The organism is Kitasatospora sp. NPDC096128, from assembly GCF_040303105.1.
In the GTDB taxonomy this organism is placed as follows: domain Bacteria; phylum Actinomycetota; class Actinomycetes; order Streptomycetales; family Streptomycetaceae; genus Kitasatospora.
This window is the reverse complement of the sequence record NZ_JBEOSP010000009.1, coordinates 38,178-53,303: the sequence shown is the minus strand read 5'-3', so window position 1 is coordinate 53,303 and position 15,126 is coordinate 38,178. Positions and strand designations below refer to the sequence as shown.

The following is a 15,126-nucleotide window of genomic DNA, read 5'->3' as shown; positions in this document are numbered from 1 at the left end:
CACCACATCCCTCGGGGCCCCCGCGCACCGTACGCTAGGCCCCATGCCCAAGACGCCGCTGCACCCCTCGCCCCCTCCGCTGGAGGCCAATGACGTCGCCATCGTCGGCGCCGGCACGGTGCTGTGGTTCGTCGCCTTCCTCGCCCTGCTCCCCTTCCAGGGCACCCTCTCCGACCACGGCCACGGCACCTGGCCGTGGATCTGCCTCTCCGGCGGCCTGCTCGGCCTGATCGGCCTCTGGTACTGCCGCGCCCGCCGGGACGCGATCGCCCGCAGCCGCGCCGCCGAGGCCGCCGACGCCGCCGCGCGGGTGGCGGACGGCGGCGACTCCGGGACCGGTTCCGGGAACGGTTCCGGGCCTGCCACCCAGTCGGACTGAATAGTCCTTTAGTAGCACGCATCGGACATAAGGCGCCCGTAGAGTCGGTGCCATGACGCAGCCTGCCCAGCCCGCGGAAGAGCAGCCGACCGCCGGAGCCCGCCCCGACGGAGCGCACCCGCTCGGGCTGCTGCCCGGGCGGCGCGGCGGCCTGACCGCCGCCGAGGTGGCCGAGCGGGTGGCGAACGGACAGGTCAACGACGTACCGGTACGGTCCAGCCGGTCGACCAAGGAGATCGTCCGGGCCAACGTCTTCACCCGCTTCAACGCCATCATCGGCATCATGTTCGGCATCATCCTGATCGTCGGACCGCTCCAGGACGGCCTGTTCGGCCTGGTCATCGTGGCCAACACGGCGATCGGCATCATCCAGGAGCTGCGCGCCAAGAAGACCCTGGACAGCCTGGCCCTGATCGGCGAGGCCAAGCCGCAGGTCCGCCGGGACGGCGCCGTCCAGCAGATCGCCGTCTCCGAGATCGTCCTCGACGACACCGTGCTGCTCGGCATCGGCGACAAGGTGATCGTCGACGGCGAGGTCACCGAGGCGGACGGCCTGGAGATCGACGAGTCCCTGCTCACCGGCGAGCCCGACCCCGTCCTCAAGCAGCCCGGCGCGCAAGTGATGTCCGGCAGCTTCGTGGTGGCCGGCGCGGGCGCGTTCACCGCCACCAGGGTCGGCCGGGAGGCCTACGCGGCGCAGCTGGCCGAGGAGGCCAGCAAGTTCACCCTGGTGAAGTCGGAGCTGCGCAGCGGCATCAACAGCATCCTGCGGTTCATCACCTACCTGCTGATCCCCACCGCGCTCGGCCTGATCATCAGCCAGCTGGCCGTCGAGGGCCGCGACTGGCGCGAGGCGGTGCGCCGGATGGTGGCCGGCATCGTGCCGATGGTCCCCGAGGGCCTGGTGCTGCTGACCTCGGTGGCCTTCGCGATCGGCGTGATCCGGCTGGGCCGCCGGCAGTGCCTGGTCCAGGAGCTCCCGGCGATCGAGGGCCTGGCCCGGGTGGACACCGTCTGCCTGGACAAGACCGGCACCCTCACCGAGGGCGGCATGGACGTCATCGACCTGCGGGTGATCGCCGACGGCGGGCCCGCCCCGGTCGACCCGGAGACCGTCAAGCACGCGCTCGCCGTGATGGCCGGGGCCGACGCCCGCCCCAACCCGTCCATGCAGGCCGTGATCGACGCGTACGGGCGCGGCGACGGCGACGGCCCGGGGGGCGGCGGCTGGCGGGTGATCGAGGCGATGCCCTTCTCCTCCGCCCGCAAGTGGAGCGGCGTGCAACTGCTGGAGCCCCAGGGCGGCGAGGCCAGCTGGCTGCTCGGCGCCCCGGACGTGCTGCTGCCCGCCGGGCACCCGGCGCTCGCCGAGGTGGACGAGCTGGGCGCCCAGGGCCTGCGGGTGCTGCTGCTCGGCCGCACGCCCGTCCCGCTGGACTCCCCCGACCCGGCCGCCGGGCTCACCCCGCTGGCCCTGGTGGTGCTCCAGCAGCGGCTGCGCGCGGACGCCGCCGACACCCTGCGCTACTTCGAGGGCCAGAACGTCCGGGCCAAGGTGATCTCCGGCGACGCGGCCGTCTCGGTCGGTGCGGTGGCCGGCCACCTCGGACTGCCCGGCGCGGACCGTCCGCTGGACGCCCGCACCCTGCCGACGGACCCGGAGCAGCTCGCCGAGACCGCCGACCGGACCAGCGTCTTCGGCCGGGTCACCCCGCAGCAGAAGCGCCAGCTGGTCGGGGCGCTGCAGTCGCGCGGCCACACCGTGGCGATGACCGGCGACGGCGTCAACGACGTGCTCGCGCTCAAGGACGCCGACATCGGCGTGGCGATGGGCACCGGCTCGGACGCCACCAAGGCGGTCGCCCAGATCGTGCTGCTGAACGACTCCTTCGCGACCCTGCCCTCGGTGGTCGCCGAGGGCCGCCGGGTGATCGGCAACATCGAGCGGGTCGCGGGCCTGTTCCTGGTGAAGACCGTCTACTCGGTCCTGTTGGCGCTGCTGGTGATCTTCACCCACTCGCCGTACCCGTTCCTGCCCCGGCACTCGACCGTGCTGTCCACCCTCACCATCGGCGTGCCGGCCTTCTTCCTCGCCCTCGCCCCCAACAACGAGCGGGCCCGCACCGGCTTCGTGAAGCGGGTGCTGCGGCTGGCGATCCCGGGCGGCGTGATCGCCGGCACCGGCACCTTCGTCGCCTACGCGCTGGCCCGGGCCGACCACGCCACCGACCTCAAGGCCGACACCAGCGTGGCCACCCTGACGCTCTTCCTGATCGCGATCTGGGTGCTCGCCATCGTCGCCCGCCCGTACAACTGGTGGCGTCTGCTGCTGATCGGCGCCATGGGCTTCGCCTTCGCGCTGGTGCTGGTGGTGCCGTGGCTGTCGGACTTCTTCCAGCTCTCCCTGGTCGGCCGGCGGGACCCGTGGACGGGCGTGGCCATCGCGGTGGTCTGCGGCATCGTCCTGGAGTTCGGCTGGGCCTGGATGAAGCGCCGCGGCATGGAGTGAGGGGGTACGGAGCGCTGCGGCACGAACAGCCGCGCAGCTCGTAGCATGTCCCCGAGAGGGGGTGCCGAATGGCGCGCAAGGGTGGGGAGTTGGAGGCGTTCACCGCCTTCCTGGGCGGACTGCTGGCGGCCGGGCTGACGGCGCTGGCGATGGCGGGCGTCGGCCTGGCGGTCAGGCCGACGCCCGCGCTGAAGACGGCGGCGATGGTGACGCTCGGCGCGGTCTGGCTGACCGTCACCACCACCGTCTACCTGCGGCTCAAGCCGCGCGACGACTGAGCTCAGCCCTCGAAGTCCCGGGCCGCGGACAGCTCGTACGCCCGGTCCGGCTCGCTGAGCGCGGCCAGCACCTCGAAGCGCCGGTGCCACTGCCCGACCGACCAGGCGAGCCCGGCGGCCAGGCCCTCCGGGGTGGCGGCGTGCAGCAGCCCGGGCACCGGCGGCACCTCGAACTCGTCGTCCTCGTCGCCGGCTTCGGCCAGCTCCGGGTCGTACGGCGGCTCCGGGGCGTCCGCCTCGCGGTCCCAGCGCCAGTCGACGGCGGCCTCGCCGCCGTCCGGGCCGACCACCAGCAGCTCCTCGTGCTCCTCGTAGGCGACGGGGCAGCCGGGCAGCAGCTCCCGCACCACGGCCGGGACGCGGTGCAGCGCGCCCTCCGAGAGCACCCGCCCGCCGGCCACCTCGCTGGCCAGCGACACGTGCAGCCGCTCGGCGAGGTCCGCGGCGAGCGCCGGGGCGACCGGCAACAGCGGGTACGGGTGCAGGAGTTGGACCAGGTCGGGGGCGTCGGCGACGACCGCCTCGGTGGCGTCCACGACCACCGTGTGGTCCGGGCGGCGCCCGGTGGCCGGGTCCAGCGGCGGCAACGCCCTCACCACGTCCAGCGGTTCGATCCGCTCCCGGTCGACCCGGGCCAGCGCGCTGTGGATGCCGTGCAGTTGGCGGTGCCCGACCTCGGCGGCCGGGTCGGTGAGCCGGTCCAGCACCTCGTCCGGGCCGTGCAGCTCGGCGAGCAGCGAGGCCAGGGTGGTGCGCACCCCGAGCGCGTGCAGGAACTGGTCGTCCAGGGTGGTGCGGGCCTCGTCGTACAGGCCGCGCAGCAGCGGGTCGGCCCCGGCGGCGCGCAGCCCGGCGGGCTCGCGGCCGCCCAGCACCGGGTGGTCGCGCAGCCACCAGGCGGTGTACGGCGGCAGGTCGGTGTAGGTGCCGTCGGGCAGCAGGGTGCGCACCGGGTTGACCACGGCGTCCCGGTACGGCGGGCGGGCGAGCGCGGCGAGCGCCTCGGGCCAGGCGTCGTCGTCCACCAGGTCGAGGTCGCGGACGGCCAGCAGCTCGGCGGCCACCGGCGGCACCCCGACCACCTCGTCGGCGTTCAGCGCCTCCAACGCGTCCTCGGCCCACTCGGCGAGCCCGTCGGGGGCCTCGTCCAGCAGCCCGGTGGGGTGGCCGCCGGCCGCCCGGTCGGCGGGGACGGTCGGGTCGAGCCGCTCCAGGTCGTCCGGGTCGAGCACCACGTCCTCGGCGCGCACCAGCACGAAGTCGGCCAGCACGCCGACCGCCGTGAGCACCTCGGGGCCCCAGCGCTCCAGCAGCTCGTCGTCCACCCAGCCGGCGTCCTCCTCGCGGGCGAGGGCGGCGAACGGGCTGCCGGGCAGCACCAGTTCGCCCGCGCGGGCGGGCTCGCCCTCGTCGTCCAGCAACGCCAGCCGGGCCAGCCAGGGGTGCTCGCCGACGGCCGGGGCGGCGGCCTTCACCAGGGCCAGGACGGCGTCGGCCAGCTCCAGCGCGGCGTCCAGGTCGTCGTCGGTCAGGTCGTAGGAGCGGGCGACGGCGGCCCGCACCTCGGGGGTGTCCAGCACCCCGGCCGGGGTGGCGGTGCCGGCGCCCAGCTTGGCCAGCAGCGGGTGGGCGGCCTCGGGGTGGGCGAGCCGCAGGTCGAGCGCGGCGAGCGCCCCGGCCAGCGACTCGGGGTAGCCGGGGAAGGCCGCCCAGTCGGCGTCCTCGGAGGGCAGCAGGACCCGCCGGGGCCCGGTGACGGTCCGTCCGTCGGCGAGCGGGACGGGCAGCGCCCCGAGCGCCTCCGGGTCGGCCGCGCCGAGCGCCGCGTACAGGTTGCGCCACCAAGCCGGGTCCCGGTCCAGGCCGCCGAGCTGGTCGACCACCTCGGCCAGCGGCACCCGACGCACGTTCAGCACCCGCAGCTCGGTGCGGCGCTCCAGTCCGGCCGGCAGCAGCCCGGGGAAGATCGGCGCCAGCGCCTCCACCACCGAGCCGTCCGCGCCCTCCAGCAGCGTGGCGTCCTGCGGCCGCAGCGCGGGCGTGCCCTCCTCGACCCCGCCGGGGTGCGGCAGGAACGGCGTGCCGGGCAGCCGGGACAGCACCGCCGCGCGCAGCGCGTTGTCCAGCGCGCCCTGCCCGAGCGGCCCGGGGACGAGGCCGAGCGAGCCGAGGTCGGCGCCGCGGGCGCGCAGCAGGTCGGTGTAGCTGTCGGCGGCGCGCTCGGTGAGGAAGTCGGCGAGCGCCCCGGGGGCGATGTGCCGACGGGTGGAGTCCAGCGGGTAGGAGGCGATCAGCAGCGCGGGCAGGCCGATCGGCTCGTCGCTCGGGGTGGGCGCGTGCAGCACCGGCGCGATCGCGGGCCGCTGCGGGGTGCCGTCCTCCTCGACCGGGACGGCCCAGGTCACCGTCCAGTACGGGCGGGCGCGTTCCTCGGTGGGCCGGTCGGCGAGCAGCTCGGCGTCCAGCCGGCCGGAGGCGCCGGCGGTCTGCCAGACGGTGCGGCGCAGCCGGCCGCCCCCGTCGTCGGTGACGGTGACCTCGGTGACGCCGTCCGGGCGGGGCTCGGCGGCCTCGCGGGTGAGCGTGCGGGTGCCCTCCGGGGTCTCCACCACGACCTCGGACAGGCCGGGCAGGGTGAGCAGCAGGGCGTCGTCGACGGCGGCCAGCAGACGGCGGGTCAGGTCCTCGGCGGCGGCGTCGCGCAGCGGCAGCACCACCACGGTGTCGTAGCCGGACGGCGCCGGGCCCTCGGCCGCGAACGGCAGCCGCAGCAGCGGCACGTGGCCGTCCCGGCGGCGCAGCTCGTCGGCCAGCGCGGGCTGTGCTTCGGTGAGCGAGCGGGCCTCGCCCAGCGACCAGCGCACCCCGCCGGCGGCGCCGAGCACGGCGGGCTCGTCGGTGACGGCCAGGACGGCGGCGAAGCCGACGCCGAACCGGCCGACGGCGGGCTCCTCACCGCGCTTGGAGGAGGCACGCAGGGTGGACAGCGATTCGACGGCCGCCGCGTCCAGCGGGGCGCCGGTGTTGGCGGCGGCGAGCACGCCGTCGGCCAGGGTCAGCCGCAGCCGCCCGGGGCCGTGCCCGGCCCGGACCGCCGCGTCGGCCGCGTTCTGCGCCAACTCGACCACCAGGCGGTCGCGGTAGCCGCCGAGCGCCAGTTCCTCCTCGGCGTTGGCGTCCTCCCGGAACCGGGCCGGCGAGGCGGCCCAGGCGTCCAGCACCCGTCGGCGCAGCGCGGCGCTCCCGAACGGGTCGGCGAGGTGCTCGTCCGTGCCGCTGCCGATGATCCGAGGTTCCACGGGACCTGCCGCCTTCCGCCGCCCTGTACGTCGTAGGGCATTCTTCCCTGCCCCACCGACTGCTCCCGACCACGGCCCGCTCCGGGGGCGGCGCGCAGCTGGGCCGGCGCGGGAATCCGCAGGCGGGGACGGTGCGGCGGCGGCGGGCCCGACCGTACGGTCCGGCACTCCCGCCCCGGGGGCACCGGCGGCGGCGACGGGAGGCGGGGACGGGGGGAGGCGGCGGCGGGAGGGTAGGGGGGCCGTCGGGGCGGCACCCCACTGCCGGGTCCGACGGCCCACCCTGCTGCCGCCCGTGGGCTGGGGGAATCCCCATGGGCGGCAGGCGGGCGGGGCCCCGCGGCCTCGCAGGCGCCCCTACCCGGAAGAACGCCGCGGCCCGCCCCACCGGTTCAGTGGGACGGGCCGCGGATCAAGAAGCGGGCCCGGGCAGCGCCGGCGCAGGAGTGGCCGGTTCAGGAGTGGCCGGTTCAGGAGTGGCCGAGCTCCTCCGCCGGGGCGTCCGGCTCGACCGAGCCGGAGGCGCGGTCGGGGTGCAGCTGCAGCGGCTCGACCACCAGCTCGTCCAGGATCAGCTCGGACGGCGCCGGCGGGGCCGGGATGACGGCCGCCTCGGAGTGCCCGCCGCAGCCGTACGCGAAGGAGACGATCTGGCCGTCGGCCGGGCCGAACTCGTTGCCGCACACGCCGAAGGCCTGGCCGAGCGAGCCGCCGATCGGGATCAGGAAGCCGCAGCTGCCGCAAGCGGCCGGGGCGGCCTGCGCCATCGGGGTCTGCGGGCCGTGGGCCTTCTCCCAGCGGTCGGCCGCCAGGTGCAGGCCCAGCCGGGAGAGCACCCGGCTGCGGCCCAGGCCGAGCTCCTCGGCGACGGCGTTGATCTGGGCGCGGGCCGGGGCGGGCTGGACGTGCGGGTCGGAGACGACCACGTCCTCCTGGGCCGCCAGGGCGACCGCGGAGTTCGGCGCGGGCTCGTCCTCGCCGCTCCAGCCGGGCTCCAGCCGCGCGTCGTCGGCGCCGGTGGGCAGCAGGTCGCCGGGGCCCATGTCGCCCGGGCGCAGTCGCTCGCTCCACGGCACCCACTCGGGCGCCAGCACCGCGTCGGGGCCGGGCAGCAGCACGACCTCGTCCAGGGTGACGTTCTTCGCGCGCGGAGCGCGGGCGACGGTGACCGCCCAGTGCCAGCCGCGGTAGGCCGCGTCCAGGCACTCGAAGGTGTGGGTCACGACGCGGTCGGCGTCCGCCTGCACGCCGAGGTGCGGTCCGACGACCTCGGGCCCGACGGCCTCCTCGGCAGCCTGGCGGGCGAGTTCGACGGCCTCGGCACAGAGCCGGTCGGGGGTACGGCTTCGCATCGCAGCACTCACGGCGTCGATTCTCTCCCAGTTCTTCTGTCGCCCACGGCGTGTTGCCTTCTCCGTCGCGGCTCGGTAGTCCCGCGTCCATTCTGCGCGACCCGGGGCCGCCGCGGGTACCGACCGCGCCGCTCGTCCGGCCTGGCGGCGCCCCGGCGCCCCGACGAGCGGACCCTGGGGCAGGCTACCCGCCGGTCGGCACCCCGGCACAGTCCGGGGCGGAGCCGGGTCTTCCGGAGGCCGCGCCGAGCAGGTCCGAATCCCGCGTCACCACGGTGAATCTGGGGCAGGATGGGCTTGTGGCGGACGACAACCCGTCGCAGCACGCACTGCGCCCCTCGCAGGCCGGCACCCCCGACGAGGCGGACGCCGTGCCGCGACAGCAGCTTCCCGTCCCCGCTGCGGGCGAACCGCAGCCGGTGGGCGGTGGCGGGCCGTCCCCGACCGCGCCGGTCAGCCTGGAGAAACCCGCCCGCGCCGCCGGGGAGACCCGGGCCGCCGAACCCGACGCCGCCCCGGGCGCCGAGCCGGAACCCGAGCCGGAACCCGGAGCGGAAACCCCCGGGAACACCCCCGAGGAGGTCCGCACCCGGCACCTCCACGCGCTCGACGAGGACCTCGACGAGGAGTCCGCGGAGGAGTCCCCCGAGCCCCGCCGAAACTTCCTGGTCCGCACCGCCTCCGCCGCCGGCCTGGGCACCGGCAAGCTGGTGCACGGCACCGGCCGCCGGATCCGCCGGGCCACCTCGGCCGAGGGCGCGGGCGAATCGGGCCTGGCGAAGCTGATCGAGCTGCACGCGCTGAACTCCTTCGGCGACATGCTGATCACCATCGCCCTGGCCTCCACCATCTTCTTCTCCGTCCCCACCGGCGAGGCCCGCGGCCGGGTCGCGCTCTACCTGCTGATCACGATGGCCCCGTTCGCCCTGCTCGCCCCGGTGATCGGCCCGCTGCTGGACCGGCTGCCGCACGGCCGCCGGGCCGCCATGGCGATGTCGATGCTCGCCCGGGCCGTCCTGGCCTGGACGATGGCCGGGGTGATCGCCGGCGGCGGCATCGCGCTCTACCCGGAGGCGCTGGGCGTCCTGGTGGCGTCCAAGGCGTACGGGGTGGTGCGCAGCGTCGTGGTGCCCCGGCTGCTGCCGCACCGGCTGTCCCTGGTGAAGGCGAACTCCCGGGTCACCCTGGCCGGGCTGCTGGCCACCGGGGTGGCGGCCGCGGTGGGCGGGCTGCTGCACCTGATCGGGCCGGGCTGGCCGCTGCGCGGCGCCTTCCTGGTGTTCGTGGTCGGCACCCTGATGGCCTTCCACCTGCCGCACACGGTGGACTCCGCGAAGGGCGAGCAGCGGGCCGTGCTGCACGCCGAGTTGTCCACCGAGGTGCCCGGCGGGGGCTCGCACCTGATCCACCACAAGCCGCCGAAGGTCAAGGCCTCGCTGCGCACCGTCGGCCCGTCGGTGGTGCTGGCGCTGCGGGCGATGGCGGGGATGCGGTGGCTGGTCGGCTTCCTGGTGTTCTTCCTGGCCTTCCTGCTGCGCACCGACCCGATCGGCGGCCTGCGGCCGACCCTGGCGCTGGGCCTGGTGGCACTGGCGGCCGGGACGGGCAACGCGCTGGGCTCGGTGCTCGGCTCCTGGCTGCGCACCCGCGGCCCGGAGGCGACGGTCACCGCGATGCTGCTGCTGGCGACGTGCGTGACGGCCGCGGCCGCGCTCTGGTACGGCGTGGTGACGGTGGTTCTGGTCGCCGGGGTGTCCGGGATGGCCGCCTCGCTGGGCAAGCTGGCACTGGATGCGCTGATCCAGCGGGACGTCCCGGAGGCGGTGCGGACCTCGGCGTTCGCCCGGTCGGAGACGCTGATGCAGCTGTCCTGGGTGGCCGGCGGCGGGATCGGCATCGTGCTGCCGCTGAACGGGGTGCTGGGCCTGTCGATCGCCGCCTCGGTGGTCGGCCTGGTGCTGCTCTGGACGGTCCGCTCGCTGCTCCGACTGGGCCTGCGGCGGCACCCGACCGCACCCAGGGTGGCCTGAACCGGGCGCTCGACACGCCCGGGGCAACACGCGGTGGCCGACCCCCGCGTAGCGTGACCGCCCGGGCCCGGTAGATTCTGTCCCATGAGCCTCAATTCCCGTGTCATCGCCGCCCTCGGCGCCGTCGTCGTGGTCGGCGCCGCCACGGTGGGCACCTCCGTCGCGATCGCCGCCGGCAAGACCGAGCACAACAGCCACCGGGCCACCCTGACGGTCGGCACGACCTCGATCGCAGCGGACCCGTTCTGCTGGAACAACGGCAGCCCGCTGACCGACGACCAGCAGGACGAGTGCAAGACCAAGGCCACGCAGGCCCTGAAGGACGGCAAGCTGCCCTCCTCCGACGTGTCGGCGAGCGACCGGATCGGCGTCGGCGTCAGCCCGAACGTGGCCGACACCGGCTGGTGGGCCTCCTCCAACGGCGGCTCGACCGCCCAGGGCGGGCAGACCAGCCTGTTCTCGTACGCCCAGGGCCCGACCTTCTCCGGCCTCCGGGCGGCCAGCACGGTGCTGAACTCCAGCGGCCGCACCCTGATCACGGTCGTCGAGATCAACAAGAAGGCCGAGGCCCCGATCGCGGTCTGGTACTTCCAGCTGAACGGCAAGAACGCCCAGGACTCCCAGGACGCCGGCAGCAACGGCTGACGCTCCCGCGATGACCGCGCACGTCGCCGACGCGCACCCCGGGCAGCCGGGCCCCGAACGGGCCCGGCTGCTCGTGGTCGTCGCGGTGCAGGCCGAGGCCGAGGCGGTGCTGCGCGGGCTGCCCGGCGGGGCCGGTGCGATACCGCTGCCCGGCGGCACCCTGCACCGCTGCGCGGGCGCACCCGTGGACGTGCTGGCCGCCGGGGTCGGACCGGCCGCCGCCGCGGCCGGCGCCGCCGCGGCGCTGGCCGCGGGCCCGTACGGCCTGGTCGCCTCCGCCGGGATCGCCGGCGGCTTCGCCCCGCACGCGCCGGTCGGCGCCACCGTGCTGGCCGCGGCGATCGTGGCCGCCGACCTGGGCGCCGAGACCCCCGAGGGCTTCGCCGACGTCGCCGAGCTGGGCTTCGGCACCGCCCGGCACACCCCTCCCCCGGCCGTCGTCGCCGTGGCGGAGCGGGCCCTGGCGGCCCGGACCGGCCATGCCGTGACCGGCCCGGTGCTGACCGTCTCCACCGTCACCGGCAGCGCCGAGCGGGCCGCCGCGCTGGCGGCGCGCCACCCGGGCGCCGCGGCCGAGGCGATGGAGGGCTTCGGCGTGGCCGAGGCCGCCGCGCGCTTCGGCGTGCCGGCCTTCGAACTGCGCACCGTGTCCAACCCGGTGGGCCCGCGCGACCGGGCCGCCTGGCGGATCGGCGAGGCGCTGGCCGCCCTGGAGCGGGCCTTCGCCGCACTGCCCGTCCGAGAACTGATCGAGGAGGCCGGCCGTGGCTGAACGGCTGAGCATCGCGTACTCGCCCTGCCCCAACGACACCTTCGTGTTCCACGCCTGGGCGCACGGCGAGGTCCCCGGGGCGGACGCCCCCGAGGTGACCTTCGCCGACATCGACATCACCAACGGCCTGGCCGAGCGCGGCGAGCTGGACGTGCTGAAGATCAGCTACGGCGCGCTGCCCTGGGTCCTGGAGGAGTACGCCCTGCTGCCCTGCGGCGGGGCGCTGGGGCGCGGCTGCGGCCCGCTGGTGCTCACCCTGCCGGGTGTCGCCTCGCCCGCGGACCTGGCCGGGAAGACCGTCGCGGTGCCGTCCGAGCGCTCCACCGCCTACCTGCTGTTCCGGCTCTGGGCGGCGCGGGCGGTGCCGGGCGGCTTCGGCGAGATCGTCGTCCTGCCGTTCCACGAGATCATGCCCGCCGTCCGGGACGGCCGGGTGGACGCCGGCCTGGTGATCCACGAGGCCCGCTTCACGTACCAGCAGTACGGCCTGCACAGCCTGGCCGACATGGGCGAGGCCTGGGAGGCGGAGACCGGCCTGCCGATCCCGCTGGGCGCCATCGTGGCCAGGCGCTCGCTGGGCGCCGAGCGGCTGCGCGAGCTCGCCGCGACGATCCGCGCCTCTGTCCGGCAGGCCTGGGCGGATCCGGCGGCCAGCCGGGAGTACGTGCTGGCGCACGCCCAGGAGATGGACCCGGCCGTGGCCGACCAGCACATCGGGCTGTACGTCAACGAGTTCACCGCCGACCTCGGCGAGGAGGGCTACGAAGCCGTCCGCGCGCTGCTCACCCGGGCCGCCGCGGAGGGGCTGGTGCCCCTGCTCGACCCGGGTGCGCTCGCGTTCTGACGCTCGCGTGCTCCGACGCTCGCGTGCTGAGCCCGGTGCGGGCCTACACGTCGAACTGATCCGCCACCGCGCGCAGCAGGCCGGCCAGCTTCTGGCCGGTCGGCTTGGCCGGGTAGCGCCCGCGCTGGAGGCCGGGCAGCACCGCGTCCAGCGTGGTGATCAGATCCTGGACGATCGGCGCCATGTCGTCGGCGCTCCGGCGCTGGGCGGCGGCCACCGACGGCAGCGCGTCCAGCAGCTGCACGGCCATCGCCTGGTCCCCGCGGTGGCCGGCGACCACGCCGAACTCGACCCGCTGGCCGGGCTTCAGCACGGTGACACCGGCGGGCAGCGCCTTGGTGTGGACGAAGACGTCGTCACCGTCGTCGCGCGACAGGAAGCCGAAGCCCTTCGTCTCGTTGAACCACTTGACCTGGCCGGTGGGCATCTCGAACAGTCCTCGAATGGGTGTGAGGGATCCCGGCCCTGGCCGGGGATCACTGGGTGGGGTGGGAAGAACGCGGCCGACCTCGGCTCGGTGCCCGTGGGCGCTCACGGCCGGCGCGTTGTCAGGAGCAGACTAACGGTCCGTCACTGCCTCATCAGCGGTCCGCGATGGATCCGCGTTCCGAGGGCCGGTCGGGCCGGCGGGAGCGCGGCGATCTCGCGGTCACGGACGACCCGGTACTGGCGCGGCCGGGGCGCGGTTCGGCGCAGTCCATCGGCTCTCACCCCCGGGTCTGAGGACACGGGACGCACTTGTAGCGCCCCTCGGCACCCCGTGCATACCCTCGCCCAGCAGGGATCAAAACGCATCGCGGCCGGGAAACTGCGCAACGTGACCGAGCCGCTCCGGTGGGCCGCCGCGCGGGCGGCTCTGCCAGACTGGGGCGCGGACCGGGCCCCGGACGGGCGGCCCGGCGCGGCTCGGAGGAGTGAGCGGACGTGAGCAGCCAGAGCGCCGACCCCGGCGACGTGTACGTCAAGGCCGGGACGGTCGTCTTCGGTATCGGCGCGCTCGCCACCCTGGTCACCTTCGTGCCGCTGTTCCTGCACCTGACGCCGCTGCCGACGGCCATGTACTGGCTGAGCATGCTGATGCCGGCCGGCTTCCTGTCCGCGCTGACCGGGCTGTTCCTGAACGCCCGGGCCCAGCGCGCCCGGGTGGAGCCGCAGGAGTCCTAGCCGGTCCTAGCCGAGGTGCCGGTCGAGCCACTCCGGGAAGCCGGTGAGGTCGGCCAGCACCACGTCCGCCCCGGCCGCGCGCAGCTCGTCCGCGCCGTACGGGCCGGTGGCCACGGCGACCGCGAGGGCGTCCGCGTGCCGGGCGCCCACGATGTCGCCGAGGTGGTCGCCGACGTAGATGCTCGCGCCGTGCGCGCGCAGCGCCTCGCCCTTGGTCTCCGCCCAGAGGTCGCCGATCACGATGTCGGCCGCCAGCCCGGCGTGCTCCAGGTGGAGGTGCGCGTTCGGCTCGTACTTGCCGGTGATCACGGCGACCCGGCCGCCGTGCGCGCGGACCGCCTCGACGGCGGCGTGCGCACCGGGCAGCGGCACGGTCGGGGCGAAGGCGTGGTCGCGGTAGAGCTCGCGGTAGCGGTTCACGGCCTGCTCCGCCTCGCCCTCCGGGAACCAGTTGCGGATCTCGTCCAGCAGCGGCGGGCCGAGCCGGGTGACCACCAGGTCGGCGTCGATCGGGGTGCCGGTCTCGGCGGAGAGCGCCCGGTAGGTGGCGTGGATGCCGGGCCTGGTGTCCAGCAGCGTCATGTCGAGGTCGAAGCCGATGGTGAGCGGGGCGTGCGCGGTCGCTGGCATGGGGCCAGGCTATCCAACGGGTCCAGGTGCGGACGAGGCGATTTGCCCCGGCTCCGAGGCGGAACTTAGGTTTACCTGAGTTTTCCGCGGAGAGGGCTCATGACCGACACCACCGCACCACCGGGCAAGCGGCGGACACCCCGTCACCGAATACTGTGGCTCGCCGCCGCGCTGGCCGTGCTGGCCGTCGCGGTGCTGCTGAGCCTGGCGGTCGGCAGCCGTACCGTGCCGCTGTCGGGGACCGTCGACGCGCTGCTGCACGGCGGCGGCTCCGCGGACGCCGTGGTGATCCGCGAGCTGCGGGTGCCCCGGACGGTGGTCGGGCTGGCGGTGGGCGCCGCGCTCGGACTGGCCGGGGCCGTGATGCAGGGGCTGACCCGCAATCCGATCGCAGACCCGGGCATCCTCGGGGTCTCACAGGGCGCGGCGGCGGGCGTCGTGGTCGCCATCTCCGGTTTCGGGGTCTCCACCCTCACCGGGTACGTCTGGTTCGGCTTCGCGGGCGCCGTGGTCGCCACGGTGCTGGTGTACGGCCTGGCCGGGCGCGGCCGGGGCGGGGCCACGCCGATCAGGCTGGCGCTGGCGGGCGCGGCGATGTCCGCCTTCATCGCCTCGCTGAACACCCTGGTGCTGACCACCGACGCGGCCACCATGGACCAGTTCCGGTTCTGGCACGTCGGCTCGCTCTCCGGCCGGACGGCGGACGTGGCCTGGCAGCTGCTGCCGTTCCTGGCCGTCGGCACCCTGCTGGTGGTGGCGGTGGCCCGCGGACTGGACGCGCTGGCGCTCGGCGAGGACACCGCGAAGGGGCTGGGCGCGAGGACCGGCGCCGTCCGGGCGGTCGGCGCGCTCGGCGCCACCGTGCTGACCGGCTCGGCGGTCGCGGCGGCCGGCCCGATCGCCTTCATCGGCCTCGCCGTACCGCACGCCGCCCGCGCGGTGGCCGGCGCCGACCACCGCTGGATCCTGGCCTTCTCGGCCGTCCTCGGCCCGGCCCTGCTGCTGCTCGCGGACACCCTGGGGCGGGTGCTGTTCCCGCCGTCGGAGGTCCCGGCGGGTGTGATGACGGCCCTGGTGGGGGTGCCGGTGCTGGTGGCGCTGGTCCGGCGGCGGAGGGTGGTGGCGGCGTGAGCGGGCGGAGCATGGGGGTCCCCCCGGCCGAAGGCTGGGGGAGAACCGTTGAGAGGCGCGCGTCGGGGCATGCCCCGGCCGAGCGCAGCGGGG

The 15,126-nt window shown here is 75.6% G+C and carries 13 protein-coding genes; 9 read left to right on the top strand and 4 right to left on the bottom strand.

The features are described 5' to 3' along the window. Positions 1 to 43 precede the first annotated feature (43 nt). The 3 genes from ABTY61_RS12710 to ABTY61_RS12700 all read left to right on the top strand — a co-directional run bounded on the left by ABTY61_RS12710 (position 44) and on the right by ABTY61_RS12700 (position 3,166). Positions 44 to 379: a DUF2530 domain-containing protein gene (locus tag ABTY61_RS12710; protein ID WP_350504968.1), complete on the top strand. Its 336-nt coding sequence runs from the start codon at positions 44 to 46 to the stop codon at positions 377 to 379. Between the two features lie 52 nt (positions 380 to 431). Then, positions 432 to 2,888, top strand: coding sequence for an HAD-IC family P-type ATPase (locus ABTY61_RS12705; protein WP_350504967.1), 2,457 nt, complete (start codon positions 432 to 434; stop codon positions 2,886 to 2,888). Between the two features lie 68 nt (positions 2,889 to 2,956). Beyond that, on the top strand, positions 2,957 to 3,166 hold the full coding sequence (locus ABTY61_RS12700) for a hypothetical protein (RefSeq protein ID WP_350504966.1): 210 nt from the start codon (positions 2,957 to 2,959) through the stop codon (positions 3,164 to 3,166). Positions 3,167 to 3,168: 2 nt separating this feature from the next. On the opposite strand, the gene ABTY61_RS12695 is transcribed toward ABTY61_RS12700, so the two are convergent. Beyond that, positions 3,169 to 6,465, bottom strand: coding sequence for a sacsin N-terminal ATP-binding-like domain-containing protein (locus ABTY61_RS12695; protein ID WP_350504965.1), 3,297 nt, complete (start codon positions 6,463 to 6,465; stop codon positions 3,169 to 3,171). 470 nt (positions 6,466 to 6,935) lie between these two features. After that, positions 6,936 to 7,817, bottom strand: coding sequence for a DUF3027 domain-containing protein (locus ABTY61_RS12690; protein ID WP_350505131.1), 882 nt, complete (start codon positions 7,815 to 7,817; stop codon positions 6,936 to 6,938). A 665-nt stretch (positions 7,818 to 8,482) separates the two neighbouring features. Here ABTY61_RS12690 and ABTY61_RS12685 point away from each other — a divergent pair. The 4 genes from ABTY61_RS12685 to ABTY61_RS12670 all read left to right on the top strand — a co-directional run bounded on the left by ABTY61_RS12685 (position 8,483) and on the right by ABTY61_RS12670 (position 12,108). Continuing rightward, complete coding sequence (locus ABTY61_RS12685; RefSeq protein WP_350505130.1) at positions 8,483 to 9,847, top strand: MFS transporter; 1,365 nt, start codon at positions 8,483 to 8,485, stop codon at positions 9,845 to 9,847. An 84-nt stretch (positions 9,848 to 9,931) separates the two neighbouring features. After that, the gene (locus tag ABTY61_RS12680; RefSeq protein ID WP_350504964.1) at positions 9,932 to 10,492 is read left to right on the top strand and encodes a hypothetical protein; all 561 of its coding nucleotides are present in this window, start codon (positions 9,932 to 9,934) and stop codon (positions 10,490 to 10,492) included. Positions 10,493 to 10,502: 10 nt separating this feature from the next. Further along, entirely contained in the window at positions 10,503 to 11,264 is a 762-nt protein-coding gene (locus tag ABTY61_RS12675; RefSeq protein WP_350504963.1) for a futalosine hydrolase, read from the top strand. Beyond that, the gene (locus ABTY61_RS12670) at positions 11,257 to 12,108 is read left to right on the top strand and encodes a menaquinone biosynthesis family protein (RefSeq protein WP_350504962.1); all 852 of its coding nucleotides are present in this window, start codon (positions 11,257 to 11,259) and stop codon (positions 12,106 to 12,108) included. Before ABTY61_RS12675 ends, ABTY61_RS12670 begins: the two co-directional genes overlap by 8 nt. Before the next feature lie 43 nt (positions 12,109 to 12,151). Here the strand turns inward: ABTY61_RS12670 and ABTY61_RS12665 are convergent, their stop codons facing one another. Next, a complete protein-coding gene (locus ABTY61_RS12665; protein WP_350504961.1) occupies positions 12,152 to 12,535 on the bottom strand; it encodes a cold-shock protein in 384 nt (127 codons plus the stop codon). A gap of 497 nt (positions 12,536 to 13,032) precedes the next feature. Here ABTY61_RS12665 and ABTY61_RS12660 point away from each other — a divergent pair, with 497 nt between their 5' ends. Further along, complete coding sequence (locus ABTY61_RS12660) at positions 13,033 to 13,272, top strand: hypothetical protein (RefSeq protein WP_350504960.1); 240 nt, start codon at positions 13,033 to 13,035, stop codon at positions 13,270 to 13,272. Between the two features lie 6 nt (positions 13,273 to 13,278). Here ABTY61_RS12660 and ABTY61_RS12655 read toward each other — a convergent pair whose 3' ends face one another. Next, positions 13,279 to 13,902, bottom strand: a complete 624-nt coding sequence (locus ABTY61_RS12655) for an HAD family hydrolase (protein ID WP_350504959.1) — start codon at positions 13,900 to 13,902, stop codon at positions 13,279 to 13,281. Positions 13,903 to 14,001: 99 nt separating this feature from the next. Between ABTY61_RS12655 and ABTY61_RS12650 the strand changes: the two genes are divergently transcribed. Beyond that, entirely contained in the window at positions 14,002 to 15,033 is a 1,032-nt protein-coding gene (locus ABTY61_RS12650) for a FecCD family ABC transporter permease (protein ID WP_350504958.1), read from the top strand. Positions 15,034 to 15,126: the final 93 nt, after the last annotated feature.

Bases quoted from the DNA above. Each gene is read 5' to 3' on its own strand.
- ABTY61_RS12675 (WP_350504963.1), top strand. From the start codon at position 10,503: ATGACCGCGCACGTCGCCGACGCGCACCCCGGGCAGCCGGGCCCCGAA.
- ABTY61_RS12655 (WP_350504959.1), bottom strand. From the start codon at position 13,902: ATGCCAGCGACCGCGCACGCCCCGCTCACCATCGGCTTCGACCTCGAC.
- ABTY61_RS12710 (WP_350504968.1), top strand. From the start codon at position 44: ATGCCCAAGACGCCGCTGCACCCCTCGCCCCCTCCGCTGGAGGCCAAT.
- ABTY61_RS12665 (WP_350504961.1), bottom strand. From the start codon at position 12,535: ATGCCCACCGGCCAGGTCAAGTGGTTCAACGAGACGAAGGGCTTCGGC.
- ABTY61_RS12680 (WP_350504964.1), top strand. From the start codon at position 9,932: ATGAGCCTCAATTCCCGTGTCATCGCCGCCCTCGGCGCCGTCGTCGTG.
- ABTY61_RS12705 (WP_350504967.1), top strand. From the start codon at position 432: ATGACGCAGCCTGCCCAGCCCGCGGAAGAGCAGCCGACCGCCGGAGCC.
- ABTY61_RS12650 (WP_350504958.1), top strand. From the start codon at position 14,002: ATGACCGACACCACCGCACCACCGGGCAAGCGGCGGACACCCCGTCAC.
- ABTY61_RS12690 (WP_350505131.1), bottom strand. From the start codon at position 7,817: ATGCGAAGCCGTACCCCCGACCGGCTCTGTGCCGAGGCCGTCGAACTC.
- ABTY61_RS12700 (WP_350504966.1), top strand. From the start codon at position 2,957: ATGGCGCGCAAGGGTGGGGAGTTGGAGGCGTTCACCGCCTTCCTGGGC.